The following is a 17861-nucleotide window of genomic DNA, read 5'->3' as shown; positions in this document are numbered from 1 at the left end:
AACTTTAGCCTTGGCACAATGCTTGCTAACTATTCAGGACCTTATTGTAACTTTCATATTTTTTAGGTTCTGAAATCATGTTAAAAGTTAAATGTCTGACAGCTTCAGTTTTATCTGTACTTTGTATTTCACTCACTCATGCCAATGATTTTAAAGTTTTAAATCAAATTTCAAAACAGCCTACTCAACTTCAAACTGGGGAATATAAAGGTAATTATTATGTTCCATCTACTTTAAATACCATTACATGGGGCTATTTACCAAATCGAGATGCTAAACCCGTGCTTACTGTTCCGTCGGGTAGTGTTGTGACATTTGATACGGTTTCTCATGAAGGTTTGCTTGAAGACCAAGGGCGTAATGCTGAAAAGTTCTTTCAATCGAAAGGTGTCAAATCTAATGAAATCTTGGAAGATGCAAAAACAATTACGCAGTCAAATTTAAAGCATGATTTTCATAAAGATGGGCCACATATTGTGACAGGCCCTGTTGCAATTGAAGGCGCACAGCCCGGTGATATTTTGAAAGTTGAGGTACTTAAAGTTGAGCCGCGTGTTCCTTACGGTGTGATTTCAAATCGACATGGTAAGGGAGCTTTAGTAGGGGAGTTTCCTAAAAAAGCAAAGCAAGAAAATGCATCGGCTGAGCATCCTGAACGCTATGGAAATGTATCGATTTTTACTCCAATTGAAAAAAATGCTAAAGGTGAATACGAAGGAGTATTAAAAACAGAATCGGGTAAATCAATACGTTTTCCGCTGTATCCTTTTATGGGAATTATGGGGGTAGCAGCCAATACGTCTGAGCCTGTTCACTCTGTACCACCTGCAATGTATGGCGGAAATATTGATATTAATGAACTAGGTGCAGGTTCAACCGCGTATTATCCTGTTCAGGTTAAAGGTGCATTATTCTATACGGGTGATAGTCATTTCGCGCAAGGCGATGGAGAAGTGGCATTAACGGCACTAGAAGCTTCAGCCCGCGCCACACTGAAATTTACCTTACTCAAAGCAGGTAAGGACAAAATACCGGGCAAAGATTTAAAACAACCTTTAGCTGAAAATGCTGAGTTTTGGATTACACCGGGACTTGATGAAGATCTTGATGAAGCGATGAAAAAGTCTACACGTGAAGCCATTCGTTTCTTAAACCAAGAATACGGTATTGATGAAGCGACAGCGTACGCCTATTTAAGTGCCGCAACTGATTTTGAAGTTTCACAAGTAGTAGATAAAACCAAAGGGATCCATGCAAAAATCAGAAAAGCTGATTTTAAAGAGTTTGAAAGTAAATAATTGAGATGATCTGAGCTTGGTATTTAAAATATTAAATACCAAGTTAATTTTATTTTAACTATTTATAATTTTTATATATTTTATAATTAAGTATAATAAATCTCACATATATTGATTAGTATAAAATCTAATGCAATCACTTCCTAACGTTCTACTATATTTGGCTGCACTATTAACATTCTGTGCCGCATTACTTCATTTTGTTTGTGTGTTCTGGGGAGCAAATGGTTTTCGGTTTTTAGGGGCTGGTAAAAGTATTGTCCAGATGGTTGAAAGAGGACACTGGTATCCTAATTTTACAGCTATAACTGTAGGATTAATTCTAACAGTATGTGCTACATATGCCTTCTTTGCAGCAAAGGGAATACAGATATTACCTTTTACCAAAATTATTTTATCGCTTGTTGCAGCGGTTTTTCTTATCCGTGGTTTTGCTTTTCCATGGTTAAAGTCAAAATTTGTTGGTAATAGTGATTTATTTTGGTACGTCAGCTCAGCCTTTTGTTTAATACTCGGTGCTTTATATGCTGCAGGCGTATATTTAATTTGAAACGAATATATTCTAGGTGAACTAGAGTGAATAATTTTAAAAAATAAAAGGGAGCTTGGCTCCCTTTTTAATTATTTAGTCCAACCATATTTTTTGAAAATAGTATTGCCTTGCTGTGAAGATAGAAACTCTACAAAACGTTTAGCCTCGGCATCTTTTAAACTATGTTTAGTCAAGGCTACACCTGTGTCGCGATAGACAACTAGCTCTGGTTCGATAGGAATAATTTGTCCAACATCTGGGTTACTAACTCCCCAAATATTAAAGACTAACCAAGCATCATAGCTGCTATTTTCTTCCCAGTTTTTCTTGGCAATACCTGTGTTGGCTGCATAGGTAACAATATTCTTTCGAAAAGCTTTTGTTAATTGGATATTTCCGGTTCTGCCAGCGATATCTTCCCACATACCAACTTGACCTGCACCATGTGTAACTAAAACCTTAACGCCAGATTTAGCGAGGTCTTTAAATCCTTTAATATTTTTAGGATTTCCTTTTCTCACTAAAATCGCTGCGGGGCGTAAATATAAAGGTTCTACCGAGTCTTTTATAATTTGCTCAGAAAATGTATTTTCGAAATCAGACATCATGGCTTCGGAACCACTATAGATAACATCTGCATCTAGTTTCGCCTTTTCAGACCATTGAGTAGTAGGACCAGAAGTCACATGAACTGCTATTCCTGTCTTATTGGTGAATTGTTTGGCGGCTTCTTTCATAGCAGGTGCTGGCCCACCCGGACCATATACTTGTACATCTGCAAAACTATGGATAGATAGAGAACCGAGAATAAGAAAAATCAGGTAGGGTATAAATTTTTGTTTTGGCATTTTAATCGCTATCGTAATTAAGAAAATATCAGCATATATTTTTTATTATTGAAATTGGATTAATTTTTGCAACGATATTTATAATACATATTCTTTAAAATATATTTAATGAGATTTTAAGAGACTATATAAATGTAAATTATTTTGAGTTGAATATAAATATAGAAGATTCTATGGTAATTTATATTTTATAAATTAATTATTTAAATAGATGTAATGTAAATAATAGAGGAGTAATCCCTTGATTAGAAAAAGTAATTCTTTTTTAAAAATTTTATTTAGCAGTATTTGTTTGGCATCTGGTTCTGCTATGGCTGCTCCAATTACAGATTTGGGTAAGCAAATTGTGAGCGAAAAACCGGGTTCAATATTGTCGCTAGAACAGCAAGCTGTGACGGATTTGTTTCCTCATGCAGATCAGCGTTTGTTGGTCAATTATCGTAGTCGAGGTATTCAGGGCGAACCTATTGTTGCATCGGCTTTTATTTTATTACCAAAAGGAACACCGCCAAAAAATGGCTGGCCGATACTGGCTTGGGCACATGGTACGACTGGAGTTGCTGATACTTGTGCACCTTCGGGCGACTATGTGGGTGGGCCAGTTCATTCATATCAAGAAGTTGCTTCCAAAGCTTTAGATGGTTGGCTTGCACGTGGCTATGCAGTTGTCGCGCCTGACTATCAAGGCTTAGGCACATTAGGCGCACATCCCTATATGAATGCAAAGAGCCAACTGCATACGGTGGTCGATGCAGTGCGGGCATTACATTTGCTTAAGCCCAAGAGCTTTAATAAACAGTGGTTGGTGATGGGACATAGTCAAGGCGGGGCTGCGGCAATTGCAGTGTCTGCCTATGGTCAAAAAGATGCTTCCGAACTAGATTTAAAAGGGGCAATCGCTCTTGCGCCAGGCGGCTATCAATATGAAGGCATTGCAGAATATGTGAAAACTAATCCGAACCCAGAACCTAGTGTGGCTGCTTTTTTCCCAATTGTGTTATTGGGAGCACAAGCAGCAGAACCAAGCATTGTTCCTGAAAACTTAGTCAGTCCAGAAATGAATACAGTGCTAACTCAAGCACGTAGCCGCTGTTTATCTGAACTTCAATCTGATTTGAAGAAGTCTCCTTCTAGCATATTTCGCCCTAATGCAGATTTAAAACCTCTTTTGGCTTATTTAAAACAGCAGTCTATTGAAAATATGGTGCCTACCGTACCGTTAATGATTGTTCAGGGTTCTAAAGATCATTTAGTCGACCCTAGAGGGACATCTGCTTATTATCAGCAGCTATGTAAATTAAAAAAACCAACTATTTATCAAACGATTGATGGTGGAGATCATCGTGATGCACTGCGTCAAAGTAATACGTTTGCCACTCACTTTTTAAATGTCATAGAGAAAAATCAGACAAAATCGTATTGCTCGAATTCTAAGTAAATTGGTTTAAATAATACAAAAAAGCCGACTTTTCATGAGTCGGCTTTTTAAATGTGAGAGGGCCAAATTTAGGTCATGTTATATAGTCTTTCTTTTGGAAAAACTGCGGTAAATGTTGATCCCTCGTTTTCTTTGGATTGCACATCTAAATAAGCGCCGTGTTGCATCAGCACGTGTTTTACAATCGCTAAGCCTAAACCTGTACCACCTGTTTGACGACTACGGTCGCTATCCACACGATAGAAGCGTTCGGTTAGTCGTGGCAAATGTTTAGGGTTAATTCCGATGCCTGTGTCTTGCACACTAAAGTAAGCATGTTCACCATCATCATGCCAACCAATGGTAATAGTTCCACCTTTTGGCGTGTACTTGATGGCATTGGTAATTAAGTTACTAAACGCGCTGGCAATTTCCATGTCGGAACCAATCAGGTCACAGTGGCTATCAATATGTAAATTGAGCGTGTGTCCATAATCGGCATTGTAGGCCTGAGCATCATCAAACAATTGATTCATTAAACTCGGCATTTCAATAATCTGGTTTTTTGCGATTTTCTTGTTATTTTCTAAATTTGATAACAACAGTAAATCATTGACCAAAGCATTCATACGCTTGGTTTGTGACTGCATTTGATCAAAGGCTCGTTTCCAGCGTGGACTAATATCTTCCTGATCGGTAAAGGTTTCGATATAACCACTGAGCACCGTTAATGGTGTACGAAGCTCATGCGAAATATTATCGACAAAGTCTTTACGCATTTGCTCAAGGTTATGCATACGAGTCACGTCGTAAGCCACCAATAAACGACTTTCTCCACCAAATCTTGTGAGTTTAACCTGTACATAACGGTCATCATCAAAATTTGAGTGAAGCTTAATCCCGTCGGGTGCCTGATCAATATTGTTAAAATATTCAATAAAAGTAGGCTGACGTAAAATCGTTAAGAGGTTTCGGCCACGATCGAGAGGGCTGATCCCTAACAAACGTTCAGCAGCAGGGTTCCACCACTCGATTTGATGTTGATCATCAATGAGTACAACCGCTTCAGCAAGAGCAACTAATGAAGACTGAGCCCGGTCAATTAAACCGACCATTTCGGCCTGAACAATTCGTTCTTGGCGCTGGGCACGGTAAACATTAAATAACAATGCCCCCCAAATCCCGTTAAGGTTTGGAGGAACGTCATAAGGTTTATTCGCAATCCAGTCATTGACCAGATATAAAGAACGCAATTGGAGTGTAAAAAACACCACGAAGGCGATAAAAATACAGCTCCAGAAATACCCAATACCGAAACCGACTAAACCGGCAATAATTAGAAAAAATAATAAAAGCCGTAAATCTTGTTTGGCAAACGTCCATAAACTACTGTAGCGAGAAAGCTTTTGTTCACGTACCTGTTCAGGGACGGGGTAGGGTTCATACATAAATCTTGGTTAACCTGCGGCTAAATCTGCACGTGTTGAGAAACGGTAGCCAGTTCCACGTACAGTCTGAACAAATCGGTCAACACCAAAAGGTTCTAACACTTTACGTAAACGACGGATATGCACATCGATAGTGCGGTCTTCAATATATACATTACCGCCCCATACCTGATCGAGCAACTGGGCACGCGTATATGCACGTTCTGGATGGGTCATAAAAAACGCAAGTAAGCGATATTCAGTTGGGCCCATATCTAAAATGCTGTTGCCAAAGCTAACACGTTGGCTTACAGGATCAAGAATTAAACCATTGGCATCAATAGTTTTTTCACCACTTAATGCATTCGCGCGGCGCAGAACTGCCTTAATACGTGAAACCAGTTCACGTGTTGAGAAAGGCTTTGTCATGTAATCATCTGCACCCGCATCAAGACCTTGTACTTTATGGTCTTCTTCTCCGCGAGCGGTCAGCATAATTACTGGAATTTCTGCTAAATTCTCATCGCGTTTTAAGCGGCGACATAAATCGACACCACTTACGCCTCCAGGTAACATCCAATCAAGCAAGATAAGCGCCGGACGTTGGTCGACGATAATTTGATGAGCCTGTTTGGCATCTTCTGCCTGTAAACACTGAAAGCCTGCCATGTCCAAAGAAGTATGGATCATTTCACGAATAGGAAGCTCATCATCGACAATTAAAATATAGTCATCTTTCACAACGCAATATCCTATAGATTTAACGGTGAACCGTTTTGTAGTTATGACAGGCTTATTACAAAGATTAATTATGACAATTTCATTGCAGAAAAGTCTATAAAATTGAATTTAGCAATAATTTGTGACAAAACTAAGGCAAAGGTGTGACCAAATTATGACATCTCAGCCTCAAACTTTCTAAAATCATTCAATAGGTTATCACCTTAATTGCTTAGCTATTTTTTCACATTTTTAGCTGTCAAAAAACTTTAATATTATTTTGAAACTTGAGCTAATAAAGATAAGAAAACGACACGGCATGCAGTTAAAACCTGCTCAAGAGACTGCTCAAACCCTCCCATCACCCATCGAATTGCAATTTGAGTGACATATCCATTCAAACCCGTTGCGATTAAAGAGAGTTCATTTTCATGGTGCTGAATTTGGGGCATGGTCAGCATAACAAAGGCTTGAATCATGCGATCAAATTGCGCAAGTGTTTCTTGAATGGTAGCTTGATTATGTAATTCTTGTACCAAGACTGCGTCGACATAGACAATACGAGCTAATCTAGGATCATCTTTTAATGTCGTCAGCAGAGCTCTTAAACCCGCATCGACCATTTTTTCTGGATCGGGAGCAGCTTTAATTACGGCTTGCATCAGATTTTGCTGTAATTCTTCAATCATTTTTAAAAAGATGGTTTGAAATAAATCTTCACTCTTTTTAAATGATTCATAAAAATAACGTTCGGTGAGTTTTGCCTCTTGGCAGACATCTTTTACCGTCACTGAAAAAAAACCAAGGGTTCCATAGGTTGCAATACCCGCTTCAATCAGCTTTTCACGGCGTGCCTCTTTACGTTCAGATAGAGATAACCCTTTGAACTGACGTTCTTTACTCACACTTTTTGTTTTCTTTTTACTGGTTGAGTCGTTAGTCGCCATAAATAAATTGTTTCCTAAAGAATGGTTTCCTAATTTATAGGTTTTGGCCAAATATACTCACTATGATAAAGCCCTCAGCAGAATTGTGCCATTCTATCTGAAATTACAGTGTACTATATTGACAATGTGTATTGTCAAAATTATATTGAAGGTGTCTAAAGTGCACATGCAATGAACCGGTTGTGCAAATCGAAAAACAAAGGATGGACAATGAAAAATTTTAAAAACAAAGTCGCTGCAATTACGGGCGCGGGTTCTGGCATTGGGCAACAGTTAGCAATTCTTTTGGCAAAACAGGGCTGCCATCTTTCGTTGAGTGATATTAATGAAAAAGGATTACAACAAACTGTCGAGCTTTTAAAGCCGTACAGCAATATTACTGTTACCACCAAAAAGCTTGATGTGTCTGACCGTGAAGCAGTAAAGCAGTGGGCGCAAGAAACTGTGCAAGATCACGGCTCTGTTAACCTGATTTTTAACAATGCTGGCGTTGCGTTAGGTTCGACTGTTGAAGGCGCAACCTACGAAGATTTAGAGTGGATTGTTGGGATTAACTTCTGGGGTGTCGTATATGGTACTAAAGAATTTTTACCGTTCATTAAGCAAACTCAAGATGGGCACATTATTAACATCTCGAGCTTATTTGGTCTGACTGCTCAACCAACCCAATCTGGCTATAACGCAACTAAATTTGCTGTACGCGGCTTTACCGAATCGTTACGCCAAGAGTTGGATATTGAAAAAAGTGGCGTGAGTTCTTTGTGCGTACATCCGGGGGGAATTCGCACCAATATTGCTAAAGCTGCAAAAATGAGTGATAGCTTGAGTAGTTTAGGTATGGACCCAGCTAAATCGATTCAAAACTTTGATAAGTTCCTACGTACCCCACCAGAAGAAGCGGCTCGTCAAATCTTGGATGCCGTTTTAAAAAATAAACGCCGTTTATTGATTGGTAGTGATGCAAAATTTCTTGATGCATTACAGCGTTTGTTCCCAACAGGATATCAACGCGCTTCAACCGTTGTGACCAAATGGATGAAATAAGATTTAAATTAAAAAAAGCCATCAAATGATGGCTTTTTTTTATGTGGCTTGGATGGTTCTAAATAAGAACTTTGATCGTCTTTTTCTTCCAAATAAATTGATAATACAAGCCTTGAATAATACATAAACTCACAAATGCCAAGGCATAGGCAACCCAAATGCCTTTAAGGCCCCACATTGAGCTAAACCAATAAGCACATGGAATTTCAATAAATAAAATGGCAGAGATATTAATCAGCATTGGAACAGTCACGGTGCCGCTCGCACGCATGATAGATGCAAAAATGGCTCCTGCGCCAAAGAATAAAATCGCCCAAAGTACAATAAATAAAAGCTGTTGACCTAACACCACCACAGTTGGATCGGTAATAAACAAAGCCATTAAATACTTTGAAAATAGATAACCAAGTGCAATTAAGGTACCTGTAAATAAAAAGTTCATTCCCAGAGCCGTGCGGGTTACTCGCGCTAATAGATCTGATTTACCCGCACCAATCGCTTGCGCTGCAAAAATTGAGGCTGCGATGGAGATCGAAATCGCTGGAAACTGAATGTAGTTGAGTACCTGATTCACTGCACCATACGCTGCTGTAGCATGTGAGCCATAATGGTTAACCAACCCAACAATAACTAAACCTGCCATTGAGGTGGTAATCATTTGAATACCCGTTGGGACGCCTAAGCGCAAAATGATTTTGCTTAGTTCTGGATTATGACGGATATGTTGCAGAAGCTGACGATTCGGCCGAAGTGGATGATTTTTCTTGTTTAGATAAATCGCGAGAAAAATCAAAATAGCCACATAACCCGTGATCGTTGCGATTGCCGGAGCAATAATCCCAAGAGCAGGTAAACCAAAATAACCTTTAAGTAATATTGGGGTAATCACCAAGCCAATCACACTGGTTAAAGCAAGGGCCAGTAAAGGGGTCGTACTGTCTCCCACACCACGTAAAATTGAGGTATAGATAATATAAACGAACAGAAGTGGACTACCTGCCAGCATCCATTGCACATAAGGCAAAGAAAGATGCATTACCTTCGGATCTGTACCTAAAAGCTCCAAAATATCATGGGCGAAAAACACACCGATAATCGCGGTAATAATTCCACCAATGATGGTCATAAACAGAGTAGAACCAACCACACTTTGGACTTTTTCTATATTTTGCGCGCCCCATGCTTGCCCTACTAAAACAGTAGTACCCGTTGAAATCCCGATAATAAAAGCGAGGAGCAAAAACAAAATAGGGAAAAAAACCGAGACGGCAGCAATCGCATCAACTCCCATCATTTGACCAACAAAGATGGTGTTAATAGTTCCTGACAAGTTCTGCAAAATATTGGTAGCAATCAAAGGTAGCAAGAAAACAAAAAATGTTTTCCATAGATTTTGCTGTTGAATTAAGGACTGTCTTGGTGGCATGTGTTCTCCATCGCCCATCTCTTTGATGAGCGGGGCGGATATTCAACTTAGCATAGTTGGAGCGAATGACTTGTAGTATTTTTACAGCGCTAAGTGGCTAAATTTATTAACATTGATTCAAAATTTCTCCTGCTTTTTGCAGAGTCTCATCATTTTTAGCAAAGCAGAATCGAATCAAGCGTAAAGACTCAGGGGCTTGCTGGTAGAAAACCGAAACTGGAATTGCCACAATCTTGTGTTGCTCGGCAAGAAACTGGCACATTTCTACATCGTTTAAGTCAGGTCTAATTTGACTGTAATCAAGGTTTTGGAAATAAGTACCTTGAGATGGTTTTAGTAAAAAACGGCTATTGTGAATTGCCTGATTAAATCGATCTCTTTTCGTTTGGTAAAACTGAGAAAGTTCTTGAATATGTTCTGGATGTTGCTCCATATATTGCGCTAGGGCAATCTGACAAGGAGTCGTGCCACAGAAATTCGCATATTGATAAATCTGGCGGAATAAACGCATTAGCTCAGGTGAAGCGACGCAGTAACCCGTTTTCCATCCTGTCACGTGAAAGGTTTTTCCAAAAGAACCAATCACAAAACTACGCTCTCTGAGCTCTGGAAAATGCAATGCGCTAAAGTGTTGTTGACCATCAAAAACTAAGTGTTCATAGACCTCATCGGATAAAACCAGAATATTTTTATCTTGAATCAGTTCAATGAGTTCTAACCAGTCTTGTTTTGCCCAGATCGTACCGGTTGGATTATGGGGCGTATTCACCACAATCATACGGGTTTTGTCATTGATCAGATCTTTAACTTGTTGCCAGTTCACCTTAAAGTCAGGTGCTTGCAGGGCAATATGAACCGCTTTGCCGCCTGCTAACTCGACAGAAGGGCCATAGCTATCATAACTTGGGTCAAAAATAATGACTTCATCACCTGCATTGATGCAGGCTTGTATGGCACAAAAAATTGCAATGGTTGCGCCGGGAGTAATCGTGATTTGAGTAACAGGATCAAGTTGAAGTTGATCACGCTGCTGAAATTGTAAAGCGAGTTGCTCCCTTAAACCGAGAATACCATCGCCAGGCGGGTACTGATTATGTCCAGCTAAAGTCGCTTGAGATAAGGCTTCAAGTAGGGCTTGTGGCGCCGGAAAATCTGGAAAGCCTTGTGACAGGTTGAGTGCACCTAGACGATGTGCCAGTGCCGTCATGGTACTAAAAATAGTCACGCCTTGAGTGGCCAATTTTGACTGTAGCTGAAGCATATTGTTCTCTTATTAAAAATATTTAAAGTTATAAAATTGATTCAATCACTGCCCGAATTACACCAAGTGTCAAACCAATAAATGCACCCACTACAACACCATTTACTCGGATCATATGCAAGTCGCCACCGACTTCATTTTCAATTTTCCCGATCATTTCACGTGAATCCCATTCATGAATGCGTTCACTCACATAGCGTATGATTTTATGGCTATATTGATCCGTAAAATTCATGGCAAGTCCTGTCATTTCTTTGTTGAGAACTTCACGTACTTTTACATTTTGAACAAGGTTTTCACCGAGCTGCTGAATGGCAGCTCGCAGATTCATTGCAATGCCAGAGTCTTCTTTCATTAAATCTTCTTTAATGGCATCACACAAAATGGTGACAGCACCACTAATAAAATTTAGAACTTGAGGACTATCAAGGAGCGCATCTTTACCGCTGTTAAGGCGTTGACTGGCAACACTATCGGGTTTCGCTAGCTCCAGCATGAGTGAATGCGCAATGGTTTCAATTTCTTGTCGCCATGGGTGTTCATGGTCGGCCAGCATCGATTCTACTTTTTCAACCAATGAGTCGATGGTACGTTGTTGAACATCAATACCAATCCAGCTTGCGCCTCTTGCAAGAGACCATACACCTAACGCTTTAAACATTTTTCTGGTTAGTTCACGGGTTTTATCTGGGTTTTGTACCACCCACTCATGGGCAATATCGAGACCACGCTGTAAAACGTCTTGGTGGAAATCATTTTCCAATACTGCACGTAGCATTTCACTAGCGAGTTTGTTGACTTGGGTATTACGTACCCATTGCACACTGTTGTTTTGCACGAAATTAGCAATTTGCTCTTGGCTCACAAATTCAAAAATTTTCGGTACAGTTTGCTGAATGAGTTGTACCACTTGCGTATTATTTTGTGGACTTGCCAACCATTGACCGATTGCGAGGCTTAAGTCTGTTTTTTCTAGGCTTTTTTCGACCACTTGAGGCGAAAGAAAATTTTCCTGTACAAAACGGCCCATTGACTCTGCAATCCGTGCTTTGTTACGCGGAATAATCTCGGTATGGTCTCGTAAAAACTTAGGAATCGGTAACTTACCAAAAGGGTTCCTAAACAGAACTGTAATCGCATACCAATCGGCTAGACCACCCACTACACCTGCTTCGGCCCCTAGCATCAAAATATGAATAAAACCTGTGTACTCTGGCAGAAAACGGTCGGCTACCATCAGTGCAATCCACAGCACAACGACGATGATCAGCGCTAGGGTAGCAAAATATTTACTACGTTTAAGACTGGGCACGTGGTGAACTTCTTCTGCCATGCTCATAAATTTATCCTATTCATTTTTGTTTTACTGGAGGCTCGGGTGGTGGCAACAGCGCTCCTGTCGGACTCAATCCATATTTTTGTCCGATTGATTTCAAGATCAAGGTTGCATCAAAAGCGTCTTGAGGAGCTTGCTTTTGATCCCGATAACATTCAATAGTATACGACACTTGAACAGGGTCGATATTGACCACTTGTGGGAAATCATAGAACGGATCATGCCAGAAACCCGGATAGCGACGACCATAGCCATAAGGATAAAAGCTTGGAGCAGATGGATAAACCACAGCCTGACGTGGTGGTTTCTGACTTTGGTTACTTGGGTCATTCAGTACTTTAAAAAAGCGGAAACCTTTTTGTACGGTCGTTTGCGCTGATTTTACCAAAGTGATTTCTTCAGCTGCACCGTAACTCATATTCGGATCGGCTTGAAAACTAATACGAAATGTTTGCGCATTTAAAGGGTATGCGGAAAACTGGCCAAGTTGATCAAAGGTTTTTGGTTTACTTGGAGTCGTTGCACAAGCAGTTAAGGTTAAGGCAGTGCCTAAGGCTAAACAAAGAGAGAGATATTTCATGGTGAACTCCCAGCTGAGCATTAAAACAAAGATGACTCAGCATTAAAAATTAAGAAGCTTTAAAAACTACTGTTCGGTTCTAATAAAAATTCGGTTTCCTCTGGAGTAGAAACACGCCCGAGAATGGTATTGCGATGAGGATAGCGTCCAAAGCGATCAATAATGACTTTATGCTTTTTCTCAAAGCTCAAGTTAATTTCATTGCCAAGACGTTGAAATAGTTTCAAGGCAAATTCATGGATCAATTTTGATTCACTATGCATAAACGGCATATATAAAAAAGAGCGTTGCTCTGGATTAAGCTGTGCATCGAGTTGCAAACTAATTGCTTCTTGTGCCAAAGCTAATGCCAAGTTGTCATAGGCAAAAGATTGGGGCTGATCACGATAGATGTTGCGAGAAAACTGGTCTAGTACAATAATCTCTGCCAAACGGCCTTCAGCTGTTTTTCGCCAAGACCACAGTTCTGCTTGAGTTGCCTGTCGATGAACATCAGAAAAATTTTCACGGATTTTTTTGTCAAAATTATCACTTTTTGCAAACCAAAGTGAACGGTGTTCAGGAGAAAACCAGAAGTTTAAAATGTCTTGTTCGTTCATGATATTGACAACTCTTTAGCAATTATTCTTCAATAAAATCACAATTCTTTCGTGTCTTAAATAACAAGATTGTGATAAAAATTGCCAAACTGGAATGATGTGATTATATAAGTAACCGTATCATCTCACGATTTTGTATATAGTGATCTTTAATAAGCGAGCAAATGCATGAGTCAACCCACTACACCATCTCAATCAGTTATTCCTGCTTGGGTGGATTCGTCGCTACTACAAGGCATGTTACGTGGAATAGAGCGTGAAAGCCTACGTATGCAGAGTAATGGGTTCTTATCACAAGAGTTACATCCGAAGGCATTAGGTTCGGCTTTAACACATCCAAAAATTACAACTGATTATTCAGAAGCGTTGATGGAGTTTATTACCTCACCTAAGCCAACGATTGAAGAAGCTCTGCATGAGCTCACCGATATTCATGCGGTTGTGCATCGTCATTTAGAAAATGGTGAGAAACTCTGGCCGCTGTCTATGCCATGTATGTTAGATGACAATGAAGAAAGGATTCGTCTAGCACAATACGGCACCTCTAATATTGGTCGTTTTAAAACACTATACCGCCGTGGACTGGGAATTCGATATGGTCGCCGTATGCAGACCATTTCAGGCGTGCATTACAATTTATCTTTTCCAGATACACTTTTTGCTGAGCTACAAGCTCATGAAACTGACGAACAATTAAAATCATTAAGTTTGCAGGATTACCGTAGCCATCGTTATTTTGGCCTTATTCGTAATTTTATTCGTTTAACACCATTGGTCATGTTCTTGGTGGGCGCGAGTCCAACGGTATGTCGCTGTTTCTTGACCGGACATAAACATCATTTGTTACCTTTAATCAAAGGTTCATACTATTTACCGTATGCTACAGCTTTGCGTATGGGACGATTGGGCTATCAAAACTCAGCACAAAAAAGCTTAGGTATTCATTACAACAATTTGTCTGGCTATCTGGATGGTTTACAAAAAGCCGTTCATTCTCCTTACCCACCATTTAGCCGTTTAGGGTTAAATGATGCATCTGGTGAGCCGTTGCAAATTAATGATCATGTTTTGCAGATTGAGAATGAATATTACAGTCTAGTACGTCCAAAACAGGTGCCTCAAGCAGGTGAAACACCGTCTCAAGCTTTAAAAAATCGAGGCGTTGGTTATGTTGAGTTACGTGCTGTAGATGTAAATCCATACTCGGCAATTGGCGTTAATGAAACGACAGCAGGCTTTCTTGAAGTGTTAGCACTTTATTGTCTGTTAAGTGATAGCCCAGACTTGTTATGTTCTGAGCAAGACTTGGTTGAGAAAAATCAGACAGAGGTGGTCAACCGAGGTCGAGCGCCAAACGCAACCATTACAGATTTAACAGGGTCATATCACATCGAAGATTGGGCACGTTTATATATTGCAAAAATGCAAGATTGTGCACAGCTACTCGATCAGACCTATGCAACGGACTTGTATGGTTCAGCTTTGGCGGTCATGCAAGCACGAATTGATGAAGTTGATGAAACTTTATCTGCCCATGTCATTGACGATACGTTAAAGCATGGTGGAACTTGGAGTTTTGGTAGCCACATGGCTCAGTTACATGCTGAAAGTTATGAACAGCATGAGCTTAGTGTGGAAACTTTGAAACATTTTGAACAGTTGGCTGCGCAATCTTTACAGCAGCAAGAAAAACTTGAGCAAGATACCAAGATCAGTTTTGATCAATATCTTGAACAATATCGATAATAAAACGAGGTTTTACATGCGATTAAGTTACCGTTTGGTGAGTGGACTACTTGTTTTAGCAAGTATAGTCGGCATGTCTTTTGCGTTGTATCTGGAACATGTAAAAGGTTTAGAGCCATGTCCGCTCTGTATTTTTCAACGTGTTGGCTTAATGGCGATGGGCCTTGTAGCACTCATAGCCTTTTTGCATAACCCAGTTTCCAATGCGGTTAAACGTTTTTATGCATTTTTAGCAGGCATCGCAATTTTATGGTCAGTGGGTGTAGCAGGACGTCATGTCTGGTTGCAACATTTACCACCAGATCAAGTACCAAGCTGTGGCCCGGGTTTAAATTATCTAATTGATGCCTTACCAATGAAAACGGTTTTACAAGAAGTATTGTCGGGTTCAGGTGAATGTGCAGCAATTGATTGGACCTTTTTAGGTCAATCTTTACCAGTTTGGTCATTGGTCTATTTCCTCTTACTATTACTGGTCTGTTTATGGCAGTTATTCCGTTTTTATCCAATAATTAAATTTGGTAAAAATAAATAGAATTTCTTAGTTAAATGTAAATAAAAAAGGATGCTATTCGAAGCATCCTTTTTTATTTAAAACCAATTTAATTTTTTTAAATTATTAATTTTAATTTTCTTGTTATCACTATTAATTAAATAGGGGAGTTTGGCACCCATCAAAATAGGCAAGTCATCTTCAATATCATCACTATATGTCGCGAACCAAGGTTGTTTGATATCAAGTTTATTCAATCTTCTTACTTTTTCTTCCGACCTACAATGTATCCCACTTATCCATCCTCCTAGTTTCTTTTGCAAAGGAGTACCAATAATTTGTACATCTAAATTGATAGACTCGAGTAAAACATTCGCTAACTTTTCTGGTGCAGCCGTGGCAATAAACACAATCCTTCCATGTGCTAAATGATCTTTAACTTCGGCTATCCCTTGCTCAAACCAATATAATGAACTGGAAGTAGTTTCATTGATATTCTTAGAGAAATCTTTAAAGCTGTATTCTAATTCTTCTTCGTTCAAACTATACGTTGCAATCCATAAATACAATGAAGCTCCTTTAGATTTATATTTCTTAAATTTCATAAGAGGTAAAGCGATGGGCGTAACAATAAGTGCAGCGATAAATCTAAAAATATTAGATTTCAATTTATCTGTTAACCATGCCTTTGTAGAGTCACCCGATAGTAATGTCCCATCCAAGTCAAAAACAACAATTTCTTTCATATATTTCTCTAGATTTGGTAATTGTGGTAAGAATTAATTTTCAAAAAAGAGTATTTTTAATAGTTGATTTATAAAACAATAAAATATTTTATTGTATTGTAATTTAGTTATAATAGTTTGACTTGATTATTTATAAATTAATTAAATGAAAAAATTTTGTTTATTATTGCTGGCTCTTTCTGTTACCACATTTGCAAATGCAGATAAGTGGAATGGTACTTATCATTATTATAGTTCAGAAGAGTTGCTGGGTGGTAATGTTGTGACGATAGAATCGGTTTTAACGCTAACACCCAAAAAGTGTGAGTATTCTATTGCTGGCTTTCAGGTTGATAAATCTTATATATGTAAAGTGAAAAAGAAAAATAACGAACTATATTTCTTTAAAGTTCAAAGTGGTGAAAAGTTAGGAAAAGTAGTCTTTAAGAAAGGAAAATATTATCTTTATTCCGATGAAGTTTTAGATATCAAAGATAATCTATTTTATAAGGATAAATAATTGATATAGGGTTCTTTATAACCTTTTCTTTTTTTAATATTTGAAAAAATAAGAAAAGATTTAAAATTTTATAAAAAAGCCTAACATAAGTTCACTTTTTATATATCTTTACAGTTTATTGTCAACATTTAAGCATATGACTCGGCATATCTAAGATGAAGGTTTTAATACCTAAGTGATGAAGATATTTATGGAAGTAGCTATAGGATAGAATATGATTGAAATATTTAAACGAAAAATAACGAAAGTTACAGGATTTAATATGAAAAAGACTTTTATATCAATTTTTTTATTAAGCGGAATTATTTTTAGTTTTAACATATATGCAAATGATGATACTTTTGTAGTTTCTGCAAAATGTAAAGATGAATATAGTTCTAATTGTGACATTGTGAGAACTAGAAATAGTAAGAATGAAATAGTTATAAAAGATGTCAAACTTTTAAATATTTCAAAAATAAATAAAAACTTATATAAAGTGAAAACATCTTGTGGGTCTCCATGTTTAGTTACGCTTTTCTATAGTCAAAATAAAGAGGATTCCACAGACGAATTTATTACTATTGATAATAAAAATAATTGTTTAATTGAAAGTAATAGTCAGAAAAAAGTCATTTATGCAAGAAAATTGTTTACAAATAAGCCTAGAAAAATTGTCGATTTAAAAACCAAAGAATTTAATGGGTTGTTACAAAGGTTTGATTATTATACTTATTTTAAGGGGGAGAGTTTTTTCTCACCTGATGGTAGTTTAAATTTAATTGCAAATGATTATGGGGAAATATTGGTTAAAAAGAAAATAAAAAATCCTTGTGGTGGTGATAAGAAGTAATTTATTTAGTGCCTTTAGTTGATAGAAATACTAATTTTCTTTTAGGTCTAGTGTAAGTGTTAAAAAAAGTATCAGACTTAATTTCTGGTTAGAAAATTGAGTCTTTTGAT

Annotated in this window: 18 protein-coding genes; 8 read left to right on the top strand and 10 right to left on the bottom strand. The window is 38.2% G+C overall.

Going from position 1 to position 17861, the window contains the following annotated elements; all coding sequences use genetic code 11:
- Positions 1-77 precede the first annotated feature (77 nt).
- Positions 78-1298, top strand: a complete 1221-nt coding sequence (locus AW165_RS04845; protein WP_060465119.1) for an acetamidase/formamidase family protein — start codon at positions 78-80, stop codon at positions 1296-1298.
- Between the two features lie 130 nt (positions 1299-1428).
- Positions 1429-1848, top strand: coding sequence for a hypothetical protein (locus AW165_RS04840; RefSeq protein ID WP_017387600.1), 420 nt, complete (start codon positions 1429-1431; stop codon positions 1846-1848).
- Positions 1849-1919: 71 nt separating this feature from the next.
- On the opposite strand, the gene AW165_RS04835 is transcribed toward AW165_RS04840, so the two are convergent.
- Positions 1920-2678: an AcfC family putative adhesin gene (locus tag AW165_RS04835; RefSeq protein WP_032036199.1), complete on the bottom strand. Its 759-nt coding sequence runs from the start codon at positions 2676-2678 to the stop codon at positions 1920-1922.
- 241 nt (positions 2679-2919) lie between these two features.
- Between AW165_RS04835 and AW165_RS04830 the strand changes: the two genes are divergently transcribed.
- Positions 2920-4116 (top strand): alpha/beta fold hydrolase, encoded by a 1197-nt coding sequence (locus tag AW165_RS04830; protein ID WP_060465118.1) that lies wholly within the window; start codon positions 2920-2922, stop codon positions 4114-4116.
- Positions 4117-4184: 68 nt separating this feature from the next.
- On the opposite strand, the gene phoR is transcribed toward AW165_RS04830, so the two are convergent.
- The 3 genes from phoR to AW165_RS04815 form a co-directional block, all read right to left on the bottom strand.
- Positions 4185-5543 carry a phosphate regulon sensor histidine kinase PhoR gene (phoR, locus tag AW165_RS04825; RefSeq protein ID WP_002121907.1) on the bottom strand — a complete coding sequence of 453 codons (1359 nt, stop codon included), beginning with the start codon at positions 5541-5543 and terminating at the stop codon, positions 4185-4187.
- Between the two features lie 9 nt (positions 5544-5552).
- Entirely contained in the window at positions 5553-6263 is a 711-nt protein-coding gene (gene phoB / locus AW165_RS04820) for a phosphate regulon transcriptional regulator PhoB (protein WP_000650776.1), read from the bottom strand.
- 254 nt (positions 6264-6517) lie between these two features.
- The gene (locus AW165_RS04815) at positions 6518-7189 is read right to left on the bottom strand and encodes a TetR/AcrR family transcriptional regulator (RefSeq protein WP_017387597.1); all 672 of its coding nucleotides are present in this window, start codon (positions 7187-7189) and stop codon (positions 6518-6520) included.
- Between the two features lie 210 nt (positions 7190-7399).
- Between AW165_RS04815 and AW165_RS04810 the strand changes: the two genes are divergently transcribed.
- On the top strand, positions 7400-8233 hold the full coding sequence (locus tag AW165_RS04810; RefSeq protein ID WP_000787760.1) for an SDR family NAD(P)-dependent oxidoreductase: 834 nt from the start codon (positions 7400-7402) through the stop codon (positions 8231-8233).
- Positions 8234-8291: 58 nt separating this feature from the next.
- Here the strand turns inward: AW165_RS04810 and AW165_RS04805 are convergent, their stop codons facing one another.
- The 5 genes from AW165_RS04805 to AW165_RS04785 form a co-directional block, all read right to left on the bottom strand.
- Positions 8292-9659, bottom strand: coding sequence for an MATE family efflux transporter (locus tag AW165_RS04805; RefSeq protein WP_032054538.1), 1368 nt, complete (start codon positions 9657-9659; stop codon positions 8292-8294).
- A 106-nt stretch (positions 9660-9765) separates the two neighbouring features.
- Positions 9766-10920, bottom strand: a complete 1155-nt coding sequence (locus AW165_RS04800) for a pyridoxal phosphate-dependent aminotransferase (RefSeq protein WP_060465117.1) — start codon at positions 10918-10920, stop codon at positions 9766-9768.
- Positions 10921-10948: 28 nt separating this feature from the next.
- Positions 10949-12259, bottom strand: coding sequence for a DUF445 domain-containing protein (locus tag AW165_RS04795; RefSeq protein ID WP_017387594.1), 1311 nt, complete (start codon positions 12257-12259; stop codon positions 10949-10951).
- A 13-nt stretch (positions 12260-12272) separates the two neighbouring features.
- Entirely contained in the window at positions 12273-12836 is a 564-nt protein-coding gene (locus tag AW165_RS04790; protein ID WP_002122008.1) for a CC0125/CC1285 family lipoprotein, read from the bottom strand.
- A 59-nt stretch (positions 12837-12895) separates the two neighbouring features.
- Positions 12896-13435 (bottom strand): DUF924 family protein, encoded by a 540-nt coding sequence (locus tag AW165_RS04785; protein ID WP_060465116.1) that lies wholly within the window; start codon positions 13433-13435, stop codon positions 12896-12898.
- A 168-nt stretch (positions 13436-13603) separates the two neighbouring features.
- Between AW165_RS04785 and gshA the strand changes: the two genes are divergently transcribed.
- Complete coding sequence (gshA, locus tag AW165_RS04780; protein ID WP_060465115.1) at positions 13604-15181, top strand: glutamate--cysteine ligase; 1578 nt, start codon at positions 13604-13606, stop codon at positions 15179-15181.
- A gap of 16 nt (positions 15182-15197) precedes the next feature.
- Entirely contained in the window at positions 15198-15716 is a 519-nt protein-coding gene (locus AW165_RS04775) for a disulfide bond formation protein B (RefSeq protein ID WP_060465114.1), read from the top strand.
- A 56-nt stretch (positions 15717-15772) separates the two neighbouring features.
- On the opposite strand, the gene AW165_RS04770 is transcribed toward AW165_RS04775, so the two are convergent.
- On the bottom strand, positions 15773-16420 hold the full coding sequence (locus AW165_RS04770) for a haloacid dehalogenase-like hydrolase (RefSeq protein WP_060465113.1): 648 nt from the start codon (positions 16418-16420) through the stop codon (positions 15773-15775).
- A gap of 145 nt (positions 16421-16565) precedes the next feature.
- Between AW165_RS04770 and AW165_RS04765 the strand changes: the two genes are divergently transcribed.
- Both AW165_RS04765 and AW165_RS04760 read left to right on the top strand, forming a co-directional pair.
- The gene (locus AW165_RS04765; RefSeq protein WP_060465112.1) at positions 16566-16919 is read left to right on the top strand and encodes a DUF5991 domain-containing protein; all 354 of its coding nucleotides are present in this window, start codon (positions 16566-16568) and stop codon (positions 16917-16919) included.
- A gap of 214 nt (positions 16920-17133) precedes the next feature.
- The gene (locus AW165_RS04760) at positions 17134-17751 is read left to right on the top strand and encodes a hypothetical protein (protein WP_060465111.1); all 618 of its coding nucleotides are present in this window, start codon (positions 17134-17136) and stop codon (positions 17749-17751) included.
- The last annotated feature ends 110 nt before the right edge of the window (positions 17752-17861 follow it).

Origin of the sequence: Acinetobacter sp. LMB-5 (genome assembly GCF_001541635.1) — a bacterium.
GTDB classification, from domain to species: Bacteria; Pseudomonadota; Gammaproteobacteria; order Pseudomonadales; family Moraxellaceae; genus Acinetobacter; species Acinetobacter pittii.
The sequence above is the reverse complement of the archived record's forward strand: the minus strand, read 5'-3'. Positions and strand labels throughout refer to the sequence as shown.